Source organism: Brevibacterium sanguinis, from assembly GCF_039528855.1.
GTDB classification, from domain to species: Bacteria; Actinomycetota; Actinomycetes; order Actinomycetales; family Brevibacteriaceae; genus Brevibacterium; species Brevibacterium sanguinis.
In genome coordinates, this window is the sequence record NZ_BAAAMB010000010.1 from 391,216 (window position 1) to 413,923 (window position 22,708).

The 22,708-nt window shown below is 70.1% G+C and carries 20 protein-coding genes; 7 read left to right on the plus strand and 13 right to left on the minus strand.

The features are described 5' to 3' along the window. Positions 1–25 precede the first annotated feature (25 nt). Positions 26–1,729: a dihydroxyacetone kinase subunit DhaK gene (locus ABD154_RS13730; RefSeq protein ID WP_198500532.1), complete on the minus strand. Its 1,704-nt coding sequence runs from the start codon at positions 1,727–1,729 to the stop codon at positions 26–28. A 53-nt stretch (positions 1,730–1,782) separates the two neighbouring features. Between ABD154_RS13730 and ABD154_RS13735 the strand changes: the two genes are divergently transcribed. The 3 genes from ABD154_RS13735 to ABD154_RS13745 are packed head-to-tail and all read left to right on the plus strand — an operon-like array spanning position 1,783 to position 5,867. Further along, a complete protein-coding gene (locus ABD154_RS13735; protein WP_198500531.1) occupies positions 1,783–2,958 on the plus strand; it encodes a PH domain-containing protein in 1,176 nt (391 codons plus the stop codon). 38 nt (positions 2,959–2,996) lie between these two features. After that, complete coding sequence (locus ABD154_RS13740) at positions 2,997–4,487, plus strand: phytoene desaturase family protein (protein WP_198500530.1); 1,491 nt, start codon at positions 2,997–2,999, stop codon at positions 4,485–4,487. Between the two features lie 48 nt (positions 4,488–4,535). Continuing rightward, a complete protein-coding gene (locus ABD154_RS13745; RefSeq protein WP_232623834.1) occupies positions 4,536–5,867 on the plus strand; it encodes a DUF418 domain-containing protein in 1,332 nt (443 codons plus the stop codon). Here ABD154_RS13745 and ABD154_RS13750 read toward each other — a convergent pair. Continuing rightward, a complete protein-coding gene (locus ABD154_RS13750) occupies positions 5,851–7,155 on the minus strand; it encodes a hypothetical protein (protein WP_198500529.1) in 1,305 nt (434 codons plus the stop codon). The genes ABD154_RS13745 and ABD154_RS13750 overlap by 17 nt on opposite strands. 76 nt (positions 7,156–7,231) lie before the next feature. Beyond that, positions 7,232–8,266, minus strand: coding sequence for an EamA family transporter (locus tag ABD154_RS13755; RefSeq protein ID WP_198500528.1), 1,035 nt, complete (start codon positions 8,264–8,266; stop codon positions 7,232–7,234). Between the two features lie 71 nt (positions 8,267–8,337). Between ABD154_RS13755 and ABD154_RS13760 the strand changes: the two genes are divergently transcribed. Beyond that, on the plus strand, positions 8,338–9,273 hold the full coding sequence (locus ABD154_RS13760; protein WP_232623833.1) for a LysR family transcriptional regulator: 936 nt from the start codon (positions 8,338–8,340) through the stop codon (positions 9,271–9,273). Here ABD154_RS13760 and ABD154_RS13765 read toward each other — a convergent pair. The 3 genes from ABD154_RS13765 to ABD154_RS13775 form a co-directional block, all read right to left on the minus strand. Then, positions 9,194–10,099 (minus strand): hypothetical protein, encoded by a 906-nt coding sequence (locus tag ABD154_RS13765; RefSeq protein ID WP_198500527.1) that lies wholly within the window; start codon positions 10,097–10,099, stop codon positions 9,194–9,196. The two genes, ABD154_RS13760 and ABD154_RS13765, sit on opposite strands and share 80 nt — an antisense overlap. Positions 10,100–10,101: 2 nt before the next feature. Continuing rightward, positions 10,102–10,677 carry a hypothetical protein gene (locus ABD154_RS13770; RefSeq protein ID WP_344251451.1) on the minus strand — a complete coding sequence of 192 codons (576 nt, stop codon included), beginning with the start codon at positions 10,675–10,677 and terminating at the stop codon, positions 10,102–10,104. Between the two features lie 214 nt (positions 10,678–10,891). Then, entirely contained in the window at positions 10,892–11,707 is an 816-nt protein-coding gene (locus tag ABD154_RS13775; RefSeq protein WP_198500525.1) for a DUF8083 family protein, read from the minus strand. 128 nt (positions 11,708–11,835) lie between these two features. Between ABD154_RS13775 and ABD154_RS13780 the strand changes: the two genes are divergently transcribed. After that, positions 11,836–12,063, plus strand: a complete 228-nt coding sequence (locus ABD154_RS13780) for a DUF3073 domain-containing protein (protein WP_137825870.1) — start codon at positions 11,836–11,838, stop codon at positions 12,061–12,063. A gap of 75 nt (positions 12,064–12,138) precedes the next feature. Here ABD154_RS13780 and purM read toward each other — a convergent pair whose 3' ends face one another. The 3 genes from purM to ABD154_RS13795 are packed head-to-tail and all read right to left on the minus strand — an operon-like array spanning position 12,139 to position 15,234. Continuing rightward, entirely contained in the window at positions 12,139–13,242 is a 1,104-nt protein-coding gene (purM, locus tag ABD154_RS13785; protein ID WP_198500524.1) for a phosphoribosylformylglycinamidine cyclo-ligase, read from the minus strand. 1 nt (position 13,243) lies between these two features. Continuing rightward, complete coding sequence (gene purF, locus ABD154_RS13790) at positions 13,244–14,725, minus strand: amidophosphoribosyltransferase (protein WP_198500523.1); 1,482 nt, start codon at positions 14,723–14,725, stop codon at positions 13,244–13,246. A 44-nt stretch (positions 14,726–14,769) separates the two neighbouring features. Beyond that, complete coding sequence (locus tag ABD154_RS13795) at positions 14,770–15,234, minus strand: hypothetical protein (RefSeq protein WP_198500522.1); 465 nt, start codon at positions 15,232–15,234, stop codon at positions 14,770–14,772. Between the two features lie 165 nt (positions 15,235–15,399). On the opposite strand from ABD154_RS13795, the gene ABD154_RS13800 reads away from it, so the two are divergent. After that, the gene (locus tag ABD154_RS13800; RefSeq protein WP_198500521.1) at positions 15,400–16,404 is read left to right on the plus strand and encodes a universal stress protein; all 1,005 of its coding nucleotides are present in this window, start codon (positions 15,400–15,402) and stop codon (positions 16,402–16,404) included. Between the two features lie 55 nt (positions 16,405–16,459). Here the strand turns inward: ABD154_RS13800 and ABD154_RS13805 are convergent, their stop codons facing one another. From ABD154_RS13805 to ABD154_RS13820, 4 genes are all read right to left on the minus strand, one after another. After that, complete coding sequence (locus tag ABD154_RS13805) at positions 16,460–17,383, minus strand: EamA family transporter (protein ID WP_198500520.1); 924 nt, start codon at positions 17,381–17,383, stop codon at positions 16,460–16,462. Positions 17,384–17,463: 80 nt separating this feature from the next. Further along, positions 17,464–18,906, minus strand: a complete 1,443-nt coding sequence (locus ABD154_RS13810; protein WP_198500519.1) for an aldehyde dehydrogenase family protein — start codon at positions 18,904–18,906, stop codon at positions 17,464–17,466. Further along, positions 18,903–19,304, minus strand: a complete 402-nt coding sequence (locus tag ABD154_RS13815; RefSeq protein WP_198500518.1) for a sterol carrier family protein — start codon at positions 19,302–19,304, stop codon at positions 18,903–18,905. Before ABD154_RS13815 ends, ABD154_RS13810 begins: the two co-directional genes overlap by 4 nt. Before the next feature lie 2 nt (positions 19,305–19,306). Further along, on the minus strand, positions 19,307–20,332 hold the full coding sequence (locus ABD154_RS13820) for an asparaginase (RefSeq protein WP_198500517.1): 1,026 nt from the start codon (positions 20,330–20,332) through the stop codon (positions 19,307–19,309). 33 nt (positions 20,333–20,365) lie between these two features. Between ABD154_RS13820 and purD the strand changes: the two genes are divergently transcribed. Continuing rightward, positions 20,366–22,642, plus strand: a complete 2,277-nt coding sequence (gene purD / locus ABD154_RS13825) for a phosphoribosylamine--glycine ligase (RefSeq protein WP_198500516.1) — start codon at positions 20,366–20,368, stop codon at positions 22,640–22,642. The last annotated feature ends 66 nt before the right edge of the window (positions 22,643–22,708 follow it).

The following is a 22,708-nucleotide window of genomic DNA, read 5'->3' on the forward strand; positions in this document are numbered from 1 at the left end:
AGGCTGCTTCTCGTACCGGCTAGGGCTACTTCTCGTAGACTTCGGCGGCAGCGGAGAAGAGGAGCGAGATGCCCACGGCTCCGGCGTCGGGTGTGCCGGCTCCGCGGCCGTCGACGTAGCTCGCCCGACCCCGCCTCGCCTGCATGTCGGCCGTCGCCTGTGCCGCCTCGGCGGCGGTCTGCGCCGCTGAGGCGAATCCCTTCCCGAACGCCGAGGCGGTGGGATGGAGGACGTCGACGACGGTCCGATCCCCGGTCTCAGCGCCGCCGACGCGCTGGATCGCCGCGCATCCGGCCGCCGTCGCCCGCTTCCAGAGGTCAGACGCGGTCTCGCGGTGGGTGTCGGCGTCGAGTTCGGCGTAACCGGCGCTGAGCTCGTGGAAGAGCAGGCCGAGGAGCGGTCCGCTCGTGCCGCCGACGCCGCCGAGGAACGCCGCTTCGGCTGCGGCGAATCCCGCGGCCTCGGAGGAGTCGACGAGTCGAGTGGCGTGGCGCAGTCCACCGCGGAGGTTGTCCCCGAAGTCCCCGTCACCGCCCACCTGATCGAGTTCCGTCAGATGGGCGTGCTGCTCCTCGACGAGTTCGGCGAACCGGCGGAGCACCGCGGTCTCGAGATCCGTGTCCCCACCGGCTGCCGTCCGCTGCCGCAGAGAGTCGGCGGTCGACGTCGGCTCCTGCGCACTCCGCGTCGCCGCTGCCGTCGGCACCGCCTCGGCGTGCGCGGACTCACCGCCGCGGGTGGGGAACGCCGCGGTGCGGGAGGCGGCGTTCCACCAGTCGAGCCAGGACGGCTGCAGGCGGGTGACGGTGAGGGAGAACCCGGTCATGTCGAGCGCGGTGACATAGCTGCCGACAAGGGACGCGGCGATCGACTCGCCTGCGGTCTCGAGGGCGGCACCGAGGGCGTCGTGGACATTGAAGAGTTCGATCTGGGTCGTCGCGCCGAGTCCGTTGACGAGGACGAGGAGCTCGTCGTCGGCCGGGGTGCCGGGAACCGCGGCGAGGAGCTCACGGCACATCCGGTCGATGAGAGCCTCGAAGCCGTCGTGCGGAATCGAGGTCGCTGCGCGCTCACCGTGGATGCCGACGCCGTATTCGAGGGTGCCCTCGGGAAGGTCGAACGCGGGCCGACCGGTGTGGGCATCGGTCTGGGCGCGAGCGGCCACGGCGAGGCTCCGGGACCGGGCGACCACCTCGGCGCCGAGGTCGGCAAGCTCGTCGAGACCCCACCCGGCGTCGGCGGCAGCGCCGAGGATCTTCTCGACGATGACGGTCGCCCCGGTGCCGCGGCGGCCGGTCTCGGTGTCGTCGCTGTCGGTGGCGATGTCGTCGTCGACGAGCACGGTCGCCACGGGGATGCCGGCGGCGCGGAGACGTTCGGCGGCGATGCCGAAGTTGATGACGTCGCCCGTGTAGTTCTTGACGATGTGGAGGACGCCGTCGGGGCCGGCCACCGCCTGCGACGCCGCGAAGATCTGCGCGTTGTGCGGTGAGGCGAAGACCTCACCGGGGACGGCGGCGTCGAGCATGCCCGGGCCGACGAAGCCGACGTGCATCGGTTCGTGACCGGAGCCGCCGCCGGAGACGAGGCCGACGGTCCGCGTCGGGGACTGCGCTGTCGAACTCACGAACAGGGGATCCTCGGTGAGCGCGACGAGATCGCTGTGGGCCCGGGCGAACCCGCGCAGCGCTGAGGGGATCGGGGTGGACGAGACGAAGAACGCGTTCATGACGGCCAGCCTAACGTCCGGTGATGCCGGGCACCACGTGGCACTATTGACCGATGAACGATTCCCCTGCCGAGTCCGGACGCATTCCGTTCGGGCTGTTCTGCCCCGAGATCATCGAGACCGTCCCGCCGCGGTTCTTCCCCACCACCGTGTGGGGGTACTTCGAAACGGAGAACGCGGACGGGGAGACCGGGTGGATCGAGCGCACCTCCGACGGGGCGTCGTACGCGACGATCCTCTCGCAGATCTCGGGCTTCCTCGTCGAAACCGAAGCCGCGAACGCGTGGGTCGATGACGAGGTGCCGATCGATGATGACAGCGCGGAGGATGGAGAAGCGCAGGACAGGACGTTGTCCCAGCTCAGCGGCGATGTCCTCGTCGAAGAGGCCTCGGCGGCACTGTCCCAGCTCACGGTCTTCCCGCTGCCGCCCGGGCATGAGGCCACCGGCCGCTACGTCGCCCTCATCTGCGATGACGACCCGTTCGAATCCGGCAACGTCGAACTCCTCACCGAGGATGTCAGCAGCGAGCTCGTCGAGGGGCTGCTCCGTGTGGCTCAGGCGCGGTTCGCCGAGACGCTCTCGTTCAGTCCCTTCGACGACGATGACGAGGAATCGGACGAAGACGAGGGCAGCGCCGGCCCGTCTGTGACGACCCCGGATGCCCCCGACGACTCCCTCCCGGGCGTGACGACGTTCGGTGAGCTCTTCGCCGGCTGGGTGTTCCTGCCTCTGCCGGATGACGTCGACGTCAGCGCCGTCTGGTCGCTCATCCTCACCACCGGCTCGGATGGCGGAATCCAGCGATACACCCGGCGCACGCCGCTGCTCGATGAGAACGTGCTCGCGGGTGCCCTGGCGCGGATGGTGTTCGAAGTCGAGGCGGGCCTCCTCGACAGTTTCGACGATGACGACGACCCCGCGCGGCTGACGCGGGAGACGCTGCCCGAACTGAGCTCCCTCGTCCCCGACGACTCACCGACGCGTCCGCTCGATCCGCGGATCGCCACGCTCGCGACGCGGGCCCTGCCCGCCGGTGAGACCCCGATCGTCGCGAGTCTCCTCCTCTTCGGCACCGATCGACTCGGGTCGAGCACCGTCCTCTGCGACTGGGTGACGACACCGGATGCGGTCGCCATCGGTGATGTCGAGTACGACGGCTTCGAAGAGCTCGGCCTCGCCCGCTCCGCATTGCGCGACCTCCTCCAGAACGGCCTCGGCGAGTTCTGAGGCACAAGCGACGTTCTGGCGCATGAGAGACTGAACCCATGAGCACTGAGCTGGATGTCGCTGTCGTCGGATCGGGTCCCAACGGTTTGGCCGCCGCCGTGACGATGGCCAGGGCAGGGCTGTCCGTCGAGGTCTTCGAAGCCCAGCCGACGATCGGCGGCGGAGCGCGCACCCTCGACCTCGGGCTCGCCCCGGGCATCACGAACGACATCTGCTCGGCCGTCCACCCGCTCGCGATCGCCAGCCCCTTCTTCGTCGACTTCGACCTGCGCGCCCGCGGCCTGGAGTTCACCACCCCGGAGATCTCCTACGCCCAACCGCTCGACGGTCAGCCCGCCGCGCTGGCCTTCCACGATCTTGCGACGACGGTCGACCACCTCGGCGAGGCCGGCCCGGAATGGGATCGGTTCTTCCGTCCCCTCCTCGACCGCGTCGACGACACGATCTGGCTCTCCCTCGGCGACAAGCGCTCGATCCCCCCGACCCTGCGCGACGTCGACGGGATCGCGAACATCGTGAAGTTCGGGATGCGTCTGCTCTCGCAGGCGAGCCCCGCGTGGAACATCCCGCTCTCCCACGAGACCACGCAGGCGCTCTTCACCGGTGTCGGCTCCCACGCGATCGGCCCCCTGCCGGGCATGGGCACCGCGGCCACGGCGACGATGCTCGCGACGATCGCCCACGCCGGCGGCTGGCCGTCCCCGATCGGCGGGTCGCAGGCGATCACCGATGAACTCGTCGCCGACCTCGAAGCCCACGGCGGCAGGGTCACCGCCGACGCCCGGATCAGCCACGTCTCCGATATGCCCGCGGCCCGCGCCTACATCCTCGACACCTCGGCGCTGAATGCCGCCCAGATCTTCTCCGGCCTCCTGCCCGCCCACGTCGACCGCGCCCTGCGGGCCTTCAAACACGGCAACGCCGCGGCGAAGGTCGACTTCGTGCTCAATGGTCCCGTCCCCTGGGCCGACCCGAACGTCGCCCGCGCCGGCACCGTCCACCTCGGCGGCACACGGGCGCAGATGGCCGAGGCCGAGGGCGACGTCGTCGCCGGGCGCATGCCCGACCACCCCGTCTGCCTCGTCTCCGACCCGACGGTCTTCGACCCCTCCCGCGAGGTGAACGGTCTGCGGCCGCTGTGGACGTACTGCCACGTCCCCTTCGACTGCCCGATCGACCCCGCCGACTACATCATCAGGCAGCTCGAGCGCTTCGCCCCCGGATTCCGCGACACGATCGTCGACTACCGGTCGGTGCCCGCCTCGGAGATGGCCGGACACAACCAGAACTACCAGGGCGGGGACATCGCCACCGGCATCATCACCTTCTACCGCATGCTCGCCCGCCCGCGGACGAACTGGGACAACTACAGCCTCGGGGTGCCCGGCGCCTACCTCTGCTCCGCGGCGACCCCACCGGCCCCCGGCGTCCACGGCATGAACGGCTGGTTCGCCGCCCAGCGCGCGCTCAAGCACCGCTTCGGCATCGACGAGACCCCGAGCCTCGCCCCGGAGACCGTGAGCCGGTAACCGCTCCAGCGACTCTGACTCTGCCCCTCCCCGCACGTTAGGCACCGCATGAGCCATCCGCCCCAGCCTCACCCCCAGCCACACCCTCAGCCGCACCCCCAATCCGCTCCCCCACCCACCGCGGGACCGCCTCGGCGCGCGTTCGCTCCCGACCTCGCCCGCGGCTTCATGCTCTGCCTCATCGGGATCGCCAACGTCTCGGCCTACCTGTGGGGCACGTCGAGCGCCGACTCCCTGACCGGCCATCCGCCGAGCGACTCCGCCCTCGACGTCGTGCTGTCCGTGCTCACGATCCTCTTCGTCGACGGCAGCATCTACCCGATGTTCGCGTTCCTCTTCGGCTACGGCATCGTCCAGTTCGCCCGCAACCGCACCGCCGCCGGCGACAGCCCCCAGTCGATCACGCGGATGCTCCTGCGCCGCCACCTCTGGCTCGTCATCTTCGGCTTCGTCCACGCCGCGCTCCTCTTCGGCGGCGACATCCTCGGCGCGTACGGCCTGTGCGGGCTCGCCCTCGGCTACCTCATCGTCAACGCGCGCGACCGCATCCTCACCATCACCGCGTGGGTGCTCACCGGCGTCCTCGTCCTCTTCGTCCTCGTCCAGATCGGGTTCGTCGCACTGGCGCTGGCCTTGGGCGGCGGGACCGACACCGAGGTGGCCGCCGGGTCCGACGGGGAGGACGTCGTCGCCGCGAACACGATCCTCGGCAGCCTGCTCACCCAGGGTGCGGACGAACCGAACTACCTGCTGGCCGCCGGCATCCGCCTCCTCGTCTGGGTGATGGCGACCGTGCTCAGCATGCTCGCGCTCACCGTGCCGATCACCATCATCCTCGGCGGACTCGCCGCCCGGCACTGGTGGATCGAACCGCGACCGGCGGAGTCGGGAACGGCACCCAACGCCGAGGCGGCCCGCCGTCCCCGTCTCGGCCTCGTCGCCGCGATCGGCGTTCCCGTCGGTGTCCTCGGGGCGCTGCCCCGGGCTCTTGCATACCTCGGCTGGGTGCCGGAGGACGCGGCGTTCGTCCAGCTCTTCAGCGGGCTCAGCTCCCTCACCGGCGCCTGCGCCGGCATCGGGTACGCGGCTCTGTTCGGCCTCATCGGGCTGCGCGTCCAGAACCGTCCGCCGAGGCTTCTGCTGCCTGTGGCCTACCTCGGCAAACGCTCGCTGAGCTTCTACCTCCTCCAGTCGGTGATCTTCGCCCCACTGCTCACCGCATGGGGCTTCGGCCTCGGCGGAACGTGGAACACGACCCCGGCGTTCCTCCTCGCCATCGGCGTCTGGCTCGTCTCGCTCGGCCTCGCGACGTGGTTGGAGAGGAAGAACGCCAAAGGCCCCGCCGAGGTGGTGCTCCGCCGGCTCACCTACGGACGGTGAGGCCGGGGTGAGCCACCCACGCGTACGCATCGTCGTCGAACGACCAATCGACGACCTCGGTGATGCCGCTGATCGCGTCGGTGAGCCAGTACGTCGTGTCGGGGTTCCATCCGGCCATGAGACTCGCCGTGTTGCAGTCGGTGTTGCCGCGGAAGGGCGCATCACCTCGTCCATCCACGATGCTGTCGTCGCTCACATCGATGACGACACCGGCGGTGCGCACGTACCCGGCCAGGCTGACATGGACGCCGTCGAACTGCTCAGCCACACGTGACCAGTCGGGGATGACCCAGCGACCCTTGCGTCCGGTGGCTTCGAACCACACCTCTCGCCGCTGCGCGGTGAGATCGAGCGGAAACCTCCGGCAGAGCGCAGCCCACTGCTCCGGACCGCTGACGGTGAACACGCGGGAGGTGTCCCGCAGACGCACCCGTCGCGCTCTCGCTCGTTCGAGTCCGAAATCGTCCTCGACCAGGCCAAGACCGATGGGCTCTCCGCTCGGCCACGTCCCGGTCGTCGACCAGAGCTCAACCGCAGGGGTCGACCACCACTCCCCCGCGCCGACGTCGAAGGGGCTGAGACGGTAGGCGCGGCGAGACGACTCCTCTTCGGCCATCACTTCTGCACGCCACTGAGCCAGACTCGTCGCCGCCTCATCGGTCGGCAGCGACGGCTCCACACCGCCGAGAGGACTGAGGAGATCGGTCGGATCCGCACCGAGCACCCGCCTCGTCGCGTCACGGTTGGGCGGGTCGTCCCACGTCAGCTCCCACTGGTCGTCGACATGGGGACCACGCGACCATGTCTCGAGGAGTCCGCTGTCGACAACGGCTTCGGCCCACGGACCCAGAGCATCGACCATCTCCGGATCCTCGGCAAGGACCGCATCGGAATGCGGCGGCTGCCAGTACATCGCTCCAGCGATGACCGCGACCATTGCGTGTTCGAGGTCGGTCTGAGTCGGTGGGACCGGATCGAGGCTTCGCAGTGCTTGCGCGACCTCGGTCGGCTGCACGTTGCGAAGATGGGTCTCACCGTCATCGCCGCCGTAGACGGCCGAGTCGATCCCTCGCTGCCTGTCGAGCACGCAGACGGCACGGTGCATCGCTTCGCTGACAACAGCGAACGGAACCGTCTGGTCCGAGTCCGGGCTCTCGCCACTGGTGACGAGATTGAGCACGAGTGACCGTCCCCGCGGGGACGCGAGCAGGTCATCGACCGTCAGCGGCCCACCGAGGTGGAACGAGGCGGGCGATTGGGCACCCGGAGCGTGGTGGTCGTCAGGCATGGTCTCACCCTAGACGGCCTGGACCTGCGCACGACCGGAGCGAGAAGAACCGTGATCGAATCGCGCCTCGGCAGGCTCACCGGGTGCCAGACGTCCCTGCGGGGACGTCCTCGTCCGACTCGCTCTCCGACCCGACCCCAGCCTCGGCATCGGCAGCCTCCGGCACGATGGGCACGGGATCGGGCACCGCCTCGGCGATCGCCCCTGCAGCCGCGCGCGGCCCGACGCCTGCGCGCAGTCCGGCACCTGCCCGCAGACCGGCACCGAGGACGCCGATGATGACGAGTGCTGCCCCGCAGAGCTCGCCGATGGTCACGGTCTCCCCGAAGGCGAACCATGCCGCGCTCATGCCGACGATGGGCACGAGCATCGAGAACGGGGCGACGACGCCGGCGGGGTTGCGCGAGAGCAGCCACGACCACACGCCCGACCCGATGACCGTGGCGATGACGACGGTGTAGACGAGCCCGGCGATGCCGAGCAGACCGGTCGGCGTCGCCAGCGTCGTCAGGGATGTCCCGATCCGGTCGGGGCCTTCGACGAGCAGGGCGAGGAGGAGCATGGGCACGGGCGGGACGACCGACATCCACATCGTGAACTTCACGGGTTCGACCGAATGCGCCTGCCGGTTGCAGATGTTGCCGATCGCCCAGCCGAAGGCGCCGGCGAGCGTGAGGAGGAACGGCAGGAAGCTCGCGCTCGAGTCGAGCCGCTGCCACCCGACGACACCGAGCCCGGCCATGGCGAGCAGGAGGAACGCCATCTGCGAGGCGCGCACCCGCTCCCGCAGCACCGTCATCCCGAGGAGGACGGTGAACGGCCCCGAGGCCTGAAGGACGAGGGAGGCGAGTCCGGCGGGCATGCCGGCGGCCATCGCCCAGTAGAGAAACGCGAACTGGAGGATGCCGAAGCCGAGCCCGTAGCCGAGGATCCACCGGAACCGCACCCGCGGCATGGGGACGAAGAGGAGTGCGGGGATCGCGAGGAGGGAGAAGCGCAGCGCGACGAGGAAGAACGGCGGGAACTGGTCGAGGGAGAGGTCGATCGCGAGGAAGTTGAGTCCCCACATCACGGCCACCGAGGCGGCGAGGAGGCAGTGTCTGGCAGTCATGACTCCATTCTTGAGCGGCCCACTCATTAGCACAATCGCAAAGATCTGAAGTGTCCTTGTAGCATTGCTTCATGGTCATCGATCCGCGGCACCTCGAGCTCCTCCGCCTCCTCGATGAGCGCGGCAGCGTCACCGAGGTCGCGCGCGTCACGCACCGCACCCCCTCGGCGGTCTCCCAGCAGCTGCGGCAGGCGACCCGGGAACTCGGGCGCGCCCTCGTCGAACCTGCCGGACGCGGACTCGCCCTCACCCCGGCGGGGCGGCTGCTCGCCGCGGGCGGCCGGGACCTCGCCCGCACGCTCGCGCGCGTGCAGGCGGACTGGGAGGGCCACCTCGGCGAGCCCATCGGGAAGATCACCCTCGCCGGGCTCCCGAGCGCACTCACCTACCTCCTGCCCGACGCCCTGCGCGAACTGCACCGGACGCATCCGGGACTGCGGCTGCGAACCTCCGACGTCGACCTCGCCGAACACGAGTTCGCGGCCCTGACCAGCGATGTCGACATCGTCATCGCCCACAGCCTCGTCTCCGACCGACCGGCAGGCACGGACGGACTCACCGTCGTGCCGCTGGCGCGGGAACCGATCGACGTCGCGATGGCCACGGCCCACCCGCTCGCCGCGAGAGCCGAGCTCACCCCCGACGATGTCGTCGACTGTCCGTGGGTCGGGGTGCCGCACGGATACCCGTTCAACTCGGTGCTGCTCTCCCTCGCCCACGTCACCGGTCGCGACCTCGACGTCGTCCAGCGCATCCGCGACAACCGGCTCATCGAGGCGATCGTCGCCTCGAGCGATCAGCTCGCCCTCCTCCCCCGATTCACGACACCGCGGGACGCCGGGCTCACCCTCGTCCCGCTGTCGGGAGTGACGACGATGCGCTGGGTCGTCGCCGTCATGCGCCCGGACACGGCCGAACGCGTCGCGGTCAGGCGCGTGCTCGAGGCGCTGACGCGAAGCGACGAGGGACGAGCTTCTCCAACGGCAGGAACGCCGCCCAGCAGATGACGGTCGGGAGGAAGTGGATCCCGAGCGCGAAGTACGTCATGAGGTGGAAGAGGCAGAAGAAGGCGACGATGAAGTAGATCGCCTTGCCCTTGACGAACAGCGCGATCGGCGAGAGGAACTCGAAGACGAGCGTTGCCCACTGGGCGGCGATGAGGAGGCCGGGCATCTCGAGGAACGGCTTCGACCATTCCGCCCCGCGGCGCATCAGCGCCCAGATGATCACCGCGCCGTTGGCCCAGTCCGTGATGTCGCCGGAGGCGATCCACTTCATCAGCACCGAGTAGAAGTACGTGAGGACGACGGAGATCTGGACGACGCGCAGCGCCCAGCCCGCCTTCGCCGAGGTGGTCCCCACCTCCCGGAAGCGGGCGACGCCGACCGTGGGGAGGACGACGGCGGCGATGACGAGCGCCATGTGGTCGTGGGCGACGTACCCGTAGCCCTGCGTGTAGAACATCCACGCCCCGAAGGTGATCGCGACGATGATCCCGCTCGTGCGCTGGAGGATCCCGATCGCGGCGAGCACGCAGAAGGTGATGATGAGGGCGAGCAGGATCTGCGCGCCGAGGACGCTCACCGGTGGGATGCCGAGCACCCGAGCCAGCCACAGCGGCTGGTAGAGCTCGGGCGTCCACCCGTGCGGGATGACGTCACCGGAGATCGTGAGGACGTCGATGATGATGAAGACGTAGATGATGAAGCGGAACACCGCGACCCGCGCCAGCGGCACCTGCGGCATGAACCAGCGGAGGAAGGGATTGCGGTGGTCGGGCAGGGTCGGCGACAGAGTCCCGGCGGTCGGCGGAGTCGTGGTCGAGGAGGCCATGGTCACTGCACCTCCCACGTCGCGAGGGTCCGGGTCACAGGGTCGCCGACGCTGCGGCCGTTGTCGAGCTGCGTCGTGTCACGGCAGAGGATCATCTCCTCGGGCTCGGGCTGACCGGGATGGAGCCGGATGTAGGAGTCGGCGAGCGTCTGGAGCAGCTCGGGGTTGTCGATGACCCGCTGCAGCTGGGATTCGACGTCACCGCGCTCGATGCCGACGGTGGCCGTGTTGAACGCGAGCCGCGTCGGTTCGTCCTCGCCGGGGAACCGCGCCGCGATGCACGTCGAGTTGACCTCGCCGTTGAGGTCCTTCGCCGTCGCGTACTGGGTGAGGGAGCCGAGCGGGAAGAAGTCGTTCGTGTTGAGGAACTGCCCCGCCGTGAGGATGACGAGGGCGACCGCGGTCACCGCGATCCGCCAGCCCGTCCCGATCCGCGACAGCGGTGCCCTCGCCGAGGCGGTCGCGGGCCCAGGTGCGTCAGCGGGCTCTGATGCGTCAGCGGGCTCGGGTGCGCTGCCCGGTTCATTCGCGTTGCCTGGCGGGGTGTTCGTGAGGAGTCGGCGCTTCTTCTCGTCCATGTGCTGCGGGGCTCATCCTCTCGTGCCGCGGTCGGTCGCCCGGTCCGGCACTCTGGGTGCGCGGACGGTCTGCTCAGACGATGCCGGGGCGGACACCTCGGCGATCTCGGAGACAATCGTAGCGTTTCGCACCAGCACCGACGCTCAGCAAGCGGTGCACCTGTGGCCGGAGTCCCGCATTCTCAGCACCCCTCCGGGCGCTGCGGGCCACCGCTCACGAACCGCGCGCGTAGAGGTTGAGCTGCTCCCACGCCGCGGCGTACTTCTGGAACGCGGCGGTCGCGGACTCGATGTCGTCGTTGCTCAGCGCCGTCACCCACGAGTCGACGAGCTCCGGACCCTCGTTCGGCCACAGCACCTCGCTCATCCCGCCGAGGTCGAGTTCGAGGATCGAGTTCATGTCGAAGCTGTCGATCCACTGCGCGAGCACCCCGGTCTGCTCGACCATGTCGACGACCTTCGACTTCTCCGCGATGGTCTCCGCGGCCCACTCCATGCGCGCCGAGGCGGCGAGGATGTCGGTGCGGATGAGCACCCGCATTCCGGCCTCGGTGTCCTCGGTGATGACCTGGTCCTCCCCGAGGGAGAAGAAGAGCCACCATGCCGGGGGCACATCCCAGGCCGAGACCCGGGTGAAGATGCGGGTGTCCTTCGTGTCCTGGAGCCACTCGGCGCGGTGCCCGGCCGCCCGCCGCCGGGCGGACTTCGGCGCGATGATGTCGAGCGTCGCCTTCGACGTGTGCTCGGTCAGCGACTCGAGCGCCTCCCAGCCGCGGATGTCCTCCTGAGTGGGGCTGAAGCGGTCCACGCCGTCCGGGGTCTGAGACGCCGGGAGGAAGATCGGGGTGTTGCGGAACGACTCGGCCACCGGGTTCGGGGGAAGCGAGATCAGGCGCTGATCCGCGTCCGCCGCTACCTGCGCTTCGATGCGCGCACGGTTGTCCTCGACCTGCCTGTCTTGCAATTCGGAATGAACCACCGTGGGTTCGAAGATCCGCAGGGAGACGAGATATTCGCGACTGTAGGACATGGGTTCAGCCTATCCAAGGTCGCTTCCCGAAATGGAACTTCCCACCGCGAACAGGTAGGATTTAAGCGCATAGCAGAGATCTAGTCTGGGGCGAGCTGCCCCACATGACGACGGAGGGGGTCACGCCAGTGGGTCGCGGCCGCGCAAAGGCAAAGCAGATCAAGGTAGCTCGGAAGCTCAAGTACTACAGCCCCGACACTGATCTCAATCGTCTCCAACAGGAACTTGGCACGGACTCCCATGAGTCCTCCTCAACCGACGCCTATGACGACGAACCCGATTACTCGGAGTACGCGGACAAGTACAACGTCGACGACGAAGACGGCGACGACGAGTACACGGAGCGCCGCTCCTGAGCTGACCCACGACGCATGAGGAGGGGCGGAGACGTGAAGTCTCCGCCCCTCCTCATCTGTCTGGACTCTGCTGTCTCAGCGGAGGATCGCGGCTCCGCCGTCGACGCCCTTGGCGCCCTGGACGTAGTCGAGCTCCCCGGACAGCGAACCGTCGTCGGAGCGCACCTCACCGAGGATCCACGATCCCGGGCTCGCCGCGAGCACCTCGTCGACGCGATCAGCAGCGGTGACGAGCACCATGCCGACGCCGAGGTTCCACGTCCGCTCGCGGTCCGCGCGCGGCACCCCGCCGAGGTCGCCGAGGACGGTGAAGACCGCAGGGATCTCCCACGAGTCCCGCGACATCGTCGCGACGAGACCGGGCGGCAGCACCCGGGCGATGTTCGCCGACAGGCCTCCGCCGGTGACGTGGGAGACGGCGTGGACGGCACCCGGCAGCGCCGTGAAGAGGGCGTTGAGTTCGCCCGTGTAGACGTGCGTGGGAACGAGGAGCTCCTCGCCGAGGCTGCGCGAGAACTCCGGGACCTCCCGGTCCAGGTCCCAGCCCGCCTCGGCGATGATGTGCCTGACGAGGGAGTACCCGTTGGAGTGGATGCCGGAGGACGGCAGTGCGATGAGGACGTCACCGGCCTCGACCTTGTCGGGTCCGAGCAGCTTGTCGGCGTCGACGACGCCCGTGGCGGCACCAGCGACATCGTATTCGTCGACGCCGAGGAGGCCCGGGTGCTCGGCGGTCTCACCGCCGACGAGGGCGACATCGGCCTGCGCGCACGCCTCGGCGATGCCGCGGACGATGTCGGCGATGCGCTCGGCCACGACCTTGCCGCATGCGATGTAGTCGGTCATGAAGAGCGGCTTCGCCCCGCACACGATGATGTCGTCGACGACCATGCCGACGAGGTCGAAGCCGATCGTGTCGTGCTTGTCGAGCGCCTGGGCGATCGCGACCTTCGTGCCCACGCCGTCGGTCGACGAGGCGAGCAGCGGACGCTCGTAGTCCTTGAGCACGGAGACGTCGAAGAGTCCCGCGAAGCCGCCGACCCCGCCGATGACGTTGGCGTTGTGGGTCGCGGCGACCGCTGACTTCATGAGCTCGACGGCCCTGTCGCCGGCCTCGACATCGACGCCGGCGGCGGCATAGGTCGTCGTCTTCGCGGTGTCGGTCTCGTCTGGGCTCAACTCAGCATCCTTTGTCGGCGGGGGTGGTGTTGACGGGAATCGGGTACTCGCCGGAGAAGCACGCGGTGCACAGCTGGCTGCGCTCCTGCTTCGTCGCCTCGATCATCCCGTCGAGCGAGATGTAGCCGAGCGAGTCCGCGCCGAGCGAGGTGCAGATCTCCTCGGTGCTCAGGCCGTTGGCGATGAGTTCGGCCCGGGTGGCGAAGTCGATGCCGTAGTAGCACGGCCATTTCACGGGCGGGGAGGAGATGCGGATGTGGATCTCCTTGGCACCGGCCTCCCGGAGCATCCGCACGAGCGCGCGCTGCGTGTTGCCGCGCACGATCGAGTCGTCGACGACGACGAGGCGCTTGCCCTCGATGTTCTCGCGGATCGGGTTGAGTTTGAGGCGGATGCCGAGCTCCCGCAGCGTCTGCGAGGGCTGGATGAACGTCCGACCGACGTACGCGTTCTTCATCAGGCCCTGGCCGAACGGGATGCCCGATTCCTCGGCGTAGCCGACGGCCGCGGGCGTGCCCGATTCCGGGGTGGCGATGACGAGGTCGGCGTCGACGGGGAACTCCTGGGCGAGCTTGCGCCCCATCTCCGTCCGGGCGCCGTGGACGATCTGCCCGTCGAGGACGCTGTCGGGCCGGGCGAGGTAGACGTATTCGAAGACGCAGCGGGCCGGCTTCGCCTCGGCGAAGCGGAACGAGCGCAGCCCGTCCTCGTCGATGGCGATGAGCTCGCCGGGCTCGACGTCGCGCACATGCGAGGCGCCGACGATGTCGAGGGCCGCGGTCTCCGAGGCGACGACCCAGCCGTTGGACAGTCGGCCCAGCGACAGGGGGCGGACACCCTGCGGGTCGCGGGCGGCGTAGAGCGTATTCTCATCCATGAAGACGAGCGAGAACGCCCCGTCGACTTCGCAGAGCAGCTTGAGCGCGGCGTCGGTGAGGTCCTCGCCCTGCTCGGTCGCGAAGAGCTCTGTGACGAGTGAGGTGTCGTTCGAGGAGTCGCGGAAGGCGCGGGTGCGGCTGCGCTTCTTCGTCGCTTCGGCGACGACCTTGTTCGCGTGGTCGCGGCGGGAGTCGGCGAGCTGCTCGAGTTCGTCGAAGTTCGTCAGGTTGCCGTTGTGGGCGAGCGCGACGGTGCCGAACGGGGTGGGGCCGAGCGTCGGCTGCGCGTTCTCGAACGACGGCGATCCCGTCGTCGAGTAGCGGGTGTGGCCGACGGCGATGTGGCCCTGGAGGAGTTCGAGGTCGCGTTCGTGGAACACCTGCGAGACGAGCCCCATGTCCCGGTAGACGAGGATCTGGCTGCCGTTGCTCGCGGCGATGCCCGCGGACTCCTGCCCGCGGTGCTGGAGGGCGTAGAGCCCGAAGTAGGTGAGTTTGGCGATCTCCTCGCCCGGAGCCCAGACTCCGAATACCCCACAGGCATCCTGCGGTCCGCGGTCCAGGGGGTCGATTTCGTGGGTCAGCTGCCCGTCTCCTCTTGCCACGGAAAGAATTGTCTCACACGCGCGCGGAGGGGCTGACCGCCGCCTCAGGCCCCGGTCGTCGGGCGAGTGGAGCCGCCCTGGTCACCGGTGGTGCGCCGGTCGTCGGCAGGAGGTTCGGTGGAGGTCGCGGATGACGGTTCGGCGGGGGTCTCAGCGGCCGTTTCGGCGGGGATCTCCTCACCCCGCATCTCAGCGATCCGCCGCTGGGCGATGACCTTGGGGTCGTCGACGAGGTCGATCTGCGCCTCGACCCGGTACTCGCGGGCCCGCTTGCGCCCTCTCCAGTCGAGGATGAGGGCGACGAGGCCGCCGACGAAGAGACCGCCGACGCCGAGGACGACGAGGAGCAGACCCGCGCCCTTGGCCACTGTGTACTCGGCGGGGACCTCGCTGGGGTCGATGACCAGGGTGAGCAGTCCCGCGAGGAGGACGCCGGCGATCGCACCGACGGCCATGAATGCCGCGAACTTGGGGCTGCGACGCACCGAGACGTCGATCTGGTCCTTCATGATCTCCTTGGGGCAAGGTCAGTGGCGCCGGGGGAACCGGCGGTTTCGATCGACTCCAGTCTAGACGAGGCCCCGCCGGCCCGCTCCCAGACAATCCCACAGCGACCGCCTCTTCCCATAGACTGGCAGGAGGACACGGATGGGCTCTCACACACAGGGGTGGACATGTCACACACGATCATCGTCGGAATCGACGGTTCCGCCAACAGCCGCTGCGCCCTCGACTGGGCGATCGACCATGCCAAGCTCACCGGCGCGCAGCTGCGCCTCGTCGCCGCCTACACCGTGCCCGGCATGAACATGAGCCGCGCTGACATCGTCTACCCGGCCGACTTCGACAACTCCGTCAAGGACTCGACCAGGCAGCTCTGCGAGTCCGCTGCCGAGGTGGCCCGGCAGGCGGGTGTGCCCGTGACGACGATCGTCGCCGTCGGTGACGCCTCGGGAGTCCTCATCGACAGCTCGTCGACGGCCGATCTCGCCGTCGTCGGCGCCCGCGGACACGGCGGGTTCTCCGGTCGGCTGCTCGGCTCGGTCGCGCTCGCGATGCCCGCCCACGCCCACAGCCCCACCGTCGTCATCCCGAGCACGTGGCCCGACCGTCCCGCCGCCGATGAGCACCAGCCGATCGACCAGCCCGTGCGCACCTCGCAGGACGGTCCCCGGGTCGATGCCTCGCAGGACTCCAAGGAGCGCCCCGACTTCACCGGTCAGATCGTCGCCGGCGTCGACCCGTTCGACACCGACAGCCCGGTGCTGCGGGAGGCCGCGGTGCAGGCGCAGCTCTACGGCAAGCCGCTCCACATCGTCGGCGTCACCGCCGCGCACATCCTCTCCCCCGAATGGCTGCCGAGCGAAGAGCACCTGACGAAGCTCTACGACGAGGCGGCCGCGGCCGACGAACTCGCCGTGGCGACCCTGCGCGACGAGTTCCCCGACCTCGACATCCGCTGGTCGGTCTTCGACGCCCCGGCCACCGAGGTGCTCGTGTCCGCGTCGCAGACCGCCGACCAGATGATCATCGGCTCCCGGGGGCGCGGCGGCTTCGTCGCGACCCTCCTCGGGTCGACCTCGCAGGGCGTGCTCGCCCATTCGCTCTGCCCGACCCGGGTCGTCCGGGTGGGACGGCGGGCGAAGGCGGACAAGCACGCGAAGGCCGCCCAGGGCTGAGGCCCGGGTTCGGGCCTGCGCCCTCGCCTGTGCTCAGCCGAGGGCGATGCTGTGCTCAGCCGAGGGCGATGAGTCCGATGCCGCCGACGACGATGACGGCGCCGGTGAGCTTCGCGGCGATGTTCCGCTCCCCGAAGAGCCACCAGGCGAGCAGCGTGCCGATGATGATCGAGGTCTCCCGCACGGGCGCGACGAGCGCGACGGGCGCGGACTGCATCGCGTAGAGGACGAGGAGATAGGCCAGGGGTGAGAGCACCGCGACGGTGACGAGCGCCCACCGGTGCTCACCGACGACGGCGCGGAGGTCGGCGCGCCGGGCCCGGCCGCCGGGCAGCGTGACGAGACCGGCGCCCATGAGACAAGCGACGACGGCCTCGGAGACGGCGAAGTAGAGCAGCGGCGAGGTCGTCACATGGTTGACGGCGAAGTCGTCCCACAGCGTGTACCCGGCGATGAACGTCCCGATGAGGCCGCCCCACGCGAGGCCGCGCGCCACCCCGCCGGACGCGTGATCCCGACCCGGCAGATGAGCAGGGCCGGACGAGTGGTTCCGGCCCCGCGGGCGCACGGTGACGACGGCGATGCCGGCGAGCACGATGAGCGCCCCGATGATCTCGACGGCGCTCAGCCGCTCCCCGAGGACGGTGACGGCGACGATGATCGTCAGCACCGGCCCGATGCCGCGGGCGCTCGGGTAGACGACGCCGAGCGGCGCATGATCGTAGCCTGCCTGCAGGGATACCGAGTACCCGATGTGGAGGAGTGCGCTGAGCAGGGCCGCGGCGAGCAGACTCCCGTCGATCGTCTGCTGCCCGGAGGCGACGAGCCAGATCGCGACCGGGGCGAGGAGAAGCGCACTGAGACCGTGGTAGGCGAGGACGAACGCGTAGCCGCGGCCGGCCACCGTCTTCGCCGCGAGGTTCCACAGCGCGTGCGCGACTGCGGCGCCGAGGACGAGCGCGAGGACTCCCGGCGTCATCTGCGACCGCGTCGCTGAGTGGAGCGCACGGCCTGGATGCGCACGGCCTGGATGGGCAGAGCTTGAGGGAACAGAGCCATTCAGAGCTTGATGACGACGGTCTTCGTCTGCGTGTACTCGTCGAGGGCCTCCATCGACTTCTCGCGACCGTATCCGGACTTCTTGAACCCGCCGAAGGGCAGTTCGACTCCCCCACCGGCCCCGTACGTGTTGACGAAGACCTGCCCGGCCTCCACCTCGGCGGCGAGCCGATGCGCCCGGGACAGGCTCTGCGTCCACAGCGCGGAGACGAGCCCGTAGTCGGTCCCGTTGGCCAGCGCCACGGCCTCATCGTCGTCGGCGAAGGTCATCGCGACGACGACGGGGCCGAACACCTCCTGCTGGGCGATCGTCGACCCCGGGGCGACGTTGTCGACGATCGTCGGGGCGATGAACGCGCCGCCCTCGAGGTCGGCGGCGAGCCCGGTCGGGCGGGAGCCGCCGGTGACGATGCGAGCGGCCCCGATGTCGGAGAGGAAGCCCTCGACGCGCTCCTGCTGCCGGGTCGAGATGAGCGGGCCGAGCATCGGGTCGTCGAGGCCGTGGCCGATCGTCACCTCGGCCATCGCCGCCGCCGTCTTCTCGATGACCTCGGCGTGGATGTCCTGGTGGACGAGGAGGCGGGATCCGGCCGAGCACGTCTGTCCGGCGTTCTGGATGATCGAGCGCACGAGGGAGGGGATCGCCTGGTCGACGTCGGCGTCGGCGAAGACGAGGTTCGCGGACTTGCCGCCGAGCTCGAGGACGGTGGGCACGACCCGGTCCGCGGCGGCATGGGCGATCTGCGAGCCGACCTGCGTCGACCCGACGAACCCGAGGTGGGCGATGCCGGGATGCTGCGCAAGCGCAGCACCCGCCTCGGCGCCGAGGCCGGTGACGACGTTGAAGGCCCCGGCGGGGAAGCCGACGGAGTGGATGAGCTCGGCCAGCCGCACGGTCGACCGCGGTGTCTCATCGGCGGGTTTCGCCACCGCGCAGTTGCCGGTGGCGAGGCTCGTCGCCGCGGCCCGGCCGATGAGCTGGAGCGGGTAGTTCCACGCGACGATGTGCCCGGTCACCCCGTAGGGCTCACGGCGGGTGTACGCGTGCATGTCGTCGCTGAGCGGGATCGCCTGCCCGTGGTAGGCCTCGATCGTGTGCCCGTAGAACTCGAAGTAGCGGGCGCAGACGTCGACGTCCGCGTAGGCCTGGGAGAGCGGTTTGCCCGTGTCCTCGGATTCGATCCGGGCGAGCTCGTCGCGGTGGGCGCCGATCGCCGCAGCGGTGGCGACGAGGAGGCGGGAACGCTGCTCGGGACTCGAGCGCCGCCACTCCCGCTGGGCCTTCGCCGCAGCCGTCACCGCCCGATCGATCTCCTCGGCCCCACCCCGGGAGACATCGCCGAGGTGGTCGCCGGTTGCCGGATCGATGTTCGCGTACGTCGTCAGCGAGGGCACATGCCGGCCGCCGATGAACGAGGTCGTCTGGGTGATCTGCGCACTCATCGGGGTCCCTCCAGGTCCGCGGTCGTGAACAGCGGCACGTGGTCGCTGAGGTCCGCGCGCGTGCCCGAGGCATCGACCGTGCCGGCGGCGAGCGCCTCGGCGAAGCCGACCCGTCCGGTGACGAGGCCGAGCCACACCTCGGCGGAGGTCTCGACGACATTGGGCGGGGTGCCGCGGGTGTGCCGGGGGCCGGGAATGCACTGGGTGACCCCGAAGGGGGGCACGCGAACTTCGACGCTATTGCCCTCGGCGCGGGAGGCGAGCTCCTCGAGGGTGAAGCGCACCGCGGTCGCCACCGTCGTCCGGTCCGCCGGCGCGCCGTCGGCATCGCTGTGGGCCACCCACATCTCGAGTGCGCGTCGTCCCTGCTCAGGGTCTATTCGTCGTCGAATCGCCATCGTCAGAACCTCGCTCCTTCAGCTGCATCTTCGCTCACCCGCACGGTGCCGACCACGGCTGTCCGCCCCTCGGAATCCGTGCCGCCGGTGACGGGGTCGGTGATCGCCGCCGCCACCTCGGCGAGATCGGCCGCGGGGATGTCGGACAGCGCCCCGACCCGATCGAGCAGGGTGAGGGCGACGAGGCCCGTGGCCCGGGAGGACCCGTCGAGGCATTTGAGCGCCACGGCGTGGCCGTCGCGGGTGGCCATGACGATGACCCCTTCGGCGCCGCCCTTGGCGAAGACGCCGAGGCGGTCGATGACCGTCGTGTTCGGTCGCCCGTGCCCCTCGATCGCCCACGGGTCGGCGAAGACCGCGTCGGTGATCGTCCGGGAGTCCGCGTCGGCGCCGGGGCCGACGACCCGGCCGACGGCGCGGGCGAGGCCGGTCAGGCTGAGCGCGAACACGGGCGCCCCGCACCCGTCGACGCCGACCGCGGCCGGGGTCTCACCGGCGAAGTCGGCGACCACCTCGGCGACGCGCTGCTGCACGGGATGGGAGGGGTCGAGGTAGGTCGCGGTGTCGGCGTTCTGGGCGCGGGCGGCGAGCAGGAACGCGGCATGCTTGCCCGAGCAGTTGAAGTGGACCGGTGAGCGGGGGTCGCCGGCCGCGGCGAGGCTGCGGCGGTAGGCCCCGTCGGCGGGATGGACGGACGGGCACCGGAGGTCGGCGGCACCGAGGTCCGCGGAGGCGAGCATCGCTTCGACGACGGCGACGTGTCCGGCCTCGGAGCGGTGGGAGGCGGTCGCGAGCGCGGCAGCCGGACCGGCCAGCTGCGCGCCGAGGGAGAGCGCGGCGCGCGCCTGGAGAGGCTTGAGGCTCGAGCGCGTGAACACGGGGGCTCCCGGGGCGCCCAGGCGGAGGAGTTCGGTGCCGTCGGGGCCGACGACGACGGCGGATCCGCTGTGGCGCGACTCGACGAATCCGCTGCGTTCGACGACGGCGAGGCAGGCCGCCTCGGCGGGCGTGAAGGTGGAGAGACTCACGCACTCAAGCGTACGACCTTATAGGCTGGTCGTGTGAAGGTTCTCGTCATCGGGTCGGGCTCCCGCGAACACGCCCTCGTCCTTGCTCTCAGCCGCGACCCCCAGGTCGACGCCGTCATCGCCGCCCCCGGAAATCCGGGGATCGCGGCCATCGCGCACACCGCGGACGTCGACGCCTCCGATGCCGCCGAGGTGACCGCGCTGGCCGAGCGCCTCGACGTCGATCTCGTCGTCGTCGGACCCGAGGCCCCGCTCGTCGCCGGTGTCGCCGATGCCCTGCGGGAGGCCTCGTTCCCAGTGTTCGGTCCGAGCGCGGCCGCCGCGCACCTCGAGGGATCGAAGGCGTTCGCGAAGGAGATCATGGAGGCCGCGGGCGTGCCGACGGCCCGGACCGTCGTCGCCTACACCCTCGACGAGGCGGCCGCGGCCCTCGACGACTTCGGCGCCCCCTACGTCGTCAAGGCCGACGGGCTCGCCGCGGGCAAGGGCGTCGTTGTCACCGACGACCGGGAGGCCGCACTCGCCCATGCCCGCTCGTGCCTCGAGGTCTCCGACCGCGTCGTCATCGAGGACTACCTCGACGGTCCCGAGGTCTCCCTCTTCGTCCTCTGCGACGGCACTCGGACGGTGCCCCTGGCCCCGGCGCAGGACTTCAAGCGCATCGGCGACGGTGACACCGGACCGAACACCGGCGGGATGGGGGCGTACTCGCCGCTGCCGTGGGCGCCCGCGGGCATGGTCGACGACATCGTCACCACCGTCGCCCAGCCCGTCGTCGACGAGATGGCCCGCCGCGGCACCCCGTTCTCCGGCCTCCTCTACTGCGGTCTCGCGCTGACCTCGAAGGGCCTGCGCGTCGTCGAATTCAACGTCCGCTTCGGCGACCCCGAGACGCAGTCCGTCCTCGCCCGCCTGAGGACCCCGCTCGGGCAGACGCTGCTCGCTGCCGCCGAGGGCCGCCTCGACGAGGTCGGGGAGCTCGACTGGGATCCGCGCACCTCCGTGACCGTCGTCATGGCCGCAGAGAACTACCCCGACCGGCCGACGACCGGCGACATCATCCGCGGTCTCGACGCCGCCGATGCGCGCGAGGGCATCGACGTCCTCCACGCCGGCACGGCGCTCGCGACGGGGCCCGGCGCCGGGTACGCGCCGGAGGACACGATCATCACCGAGGACGTCGCCGAGACCGGGGACATCGTCACCGCCGGCGGGCGGGTGCTCTCCGTCGTCGCGCTCGGGACCGACCTCGACGAGGCGCGGGCCCGCGCGTATGCCGCGGTCGAGGAGATCTCGTGGGACGGCGAACAGCACCGCCATGACATCGCCGAGGCGGCTGCCCGGGGGCGGATCGCGCTCGCTCCCGTCTACGGGAGTGCGGCTCCTGCCGCGAGCAACGCCCCTGCCGCGGGCCTCGACGCGGACGCCCCGACGCTGCCCGGGTGGAGGCACGCGTACTCCGGCAAGGTCCGCGACCTCTACATCCCCGAGGACGCTGCGGACATCGCCTCGGCCGACCGTCTCCTCATGGTCGCCTCCGACCGGATCTCGGCCTACGACTGGGTGCTCGATTCCGAGATCCCCGACAAGGGCCGCGTGCTCACGGGCCTGAGCCTGTGGTGGTTCGACCAGCTCGCCGATGTCATCGGCAACCACGTCATCAGCTCCGACGTCCCCGACGCGGTGCGCGGACGCGGACTCATCGTGAGGAACCTCGCGATGATCCCCGTCGAGGCCGTCGCCCGCGGGTACCTCACCGGCTCCGGACTCACCGACTACCGGGCGACCGGCGCCGTGTGCGGGGTCGCCCTGCCCGCCGGCCTCGACGAGGCCGACCGGCTCGAACCGGCGATCTTCACCCCGGCGACGAAGGCCGCGCTCGGCGACCACGACGAGAACGTCTCCTTCGACCAGGTCGCCGAGACCATCGGCGAGGAGCAGGCGAGCGCGATCCGCGACCTCACCCTGGAGATCTACCGGCGCGCCGAGATCATCGCCCGGGAGCGGGGCATCGTCCTCGCCGACACGAAGTTCGAGTTCGGAACCCTGTCCGACGGCACGATCGTCCTCGCCGACGAAGTGCTCACCCCCGACTCCTCGCGCTTCTGGGGCGCCGACAGCTACGCCCCGGGCACCGCGCAGGCGAGCTTCGACAAGCAGTTCGTCCGCGACTGGCTGACGACGGAGTCCGGCTGGGACAGGGCGTCGGACACTCCGCCGCCGGCCCTGCCCGCCGAGGTCGTCGAGAAGACCCGCGCACGCTACATCGAGGCCTTCGAGACGCTCACCGGCGAGACCTTCCCCGCCTGAGCCCGACTTCAGGACGCAGAGTGTCGACAGCGCACGCCGTTGTCGACACTCTGCGTCCTGAAGTCT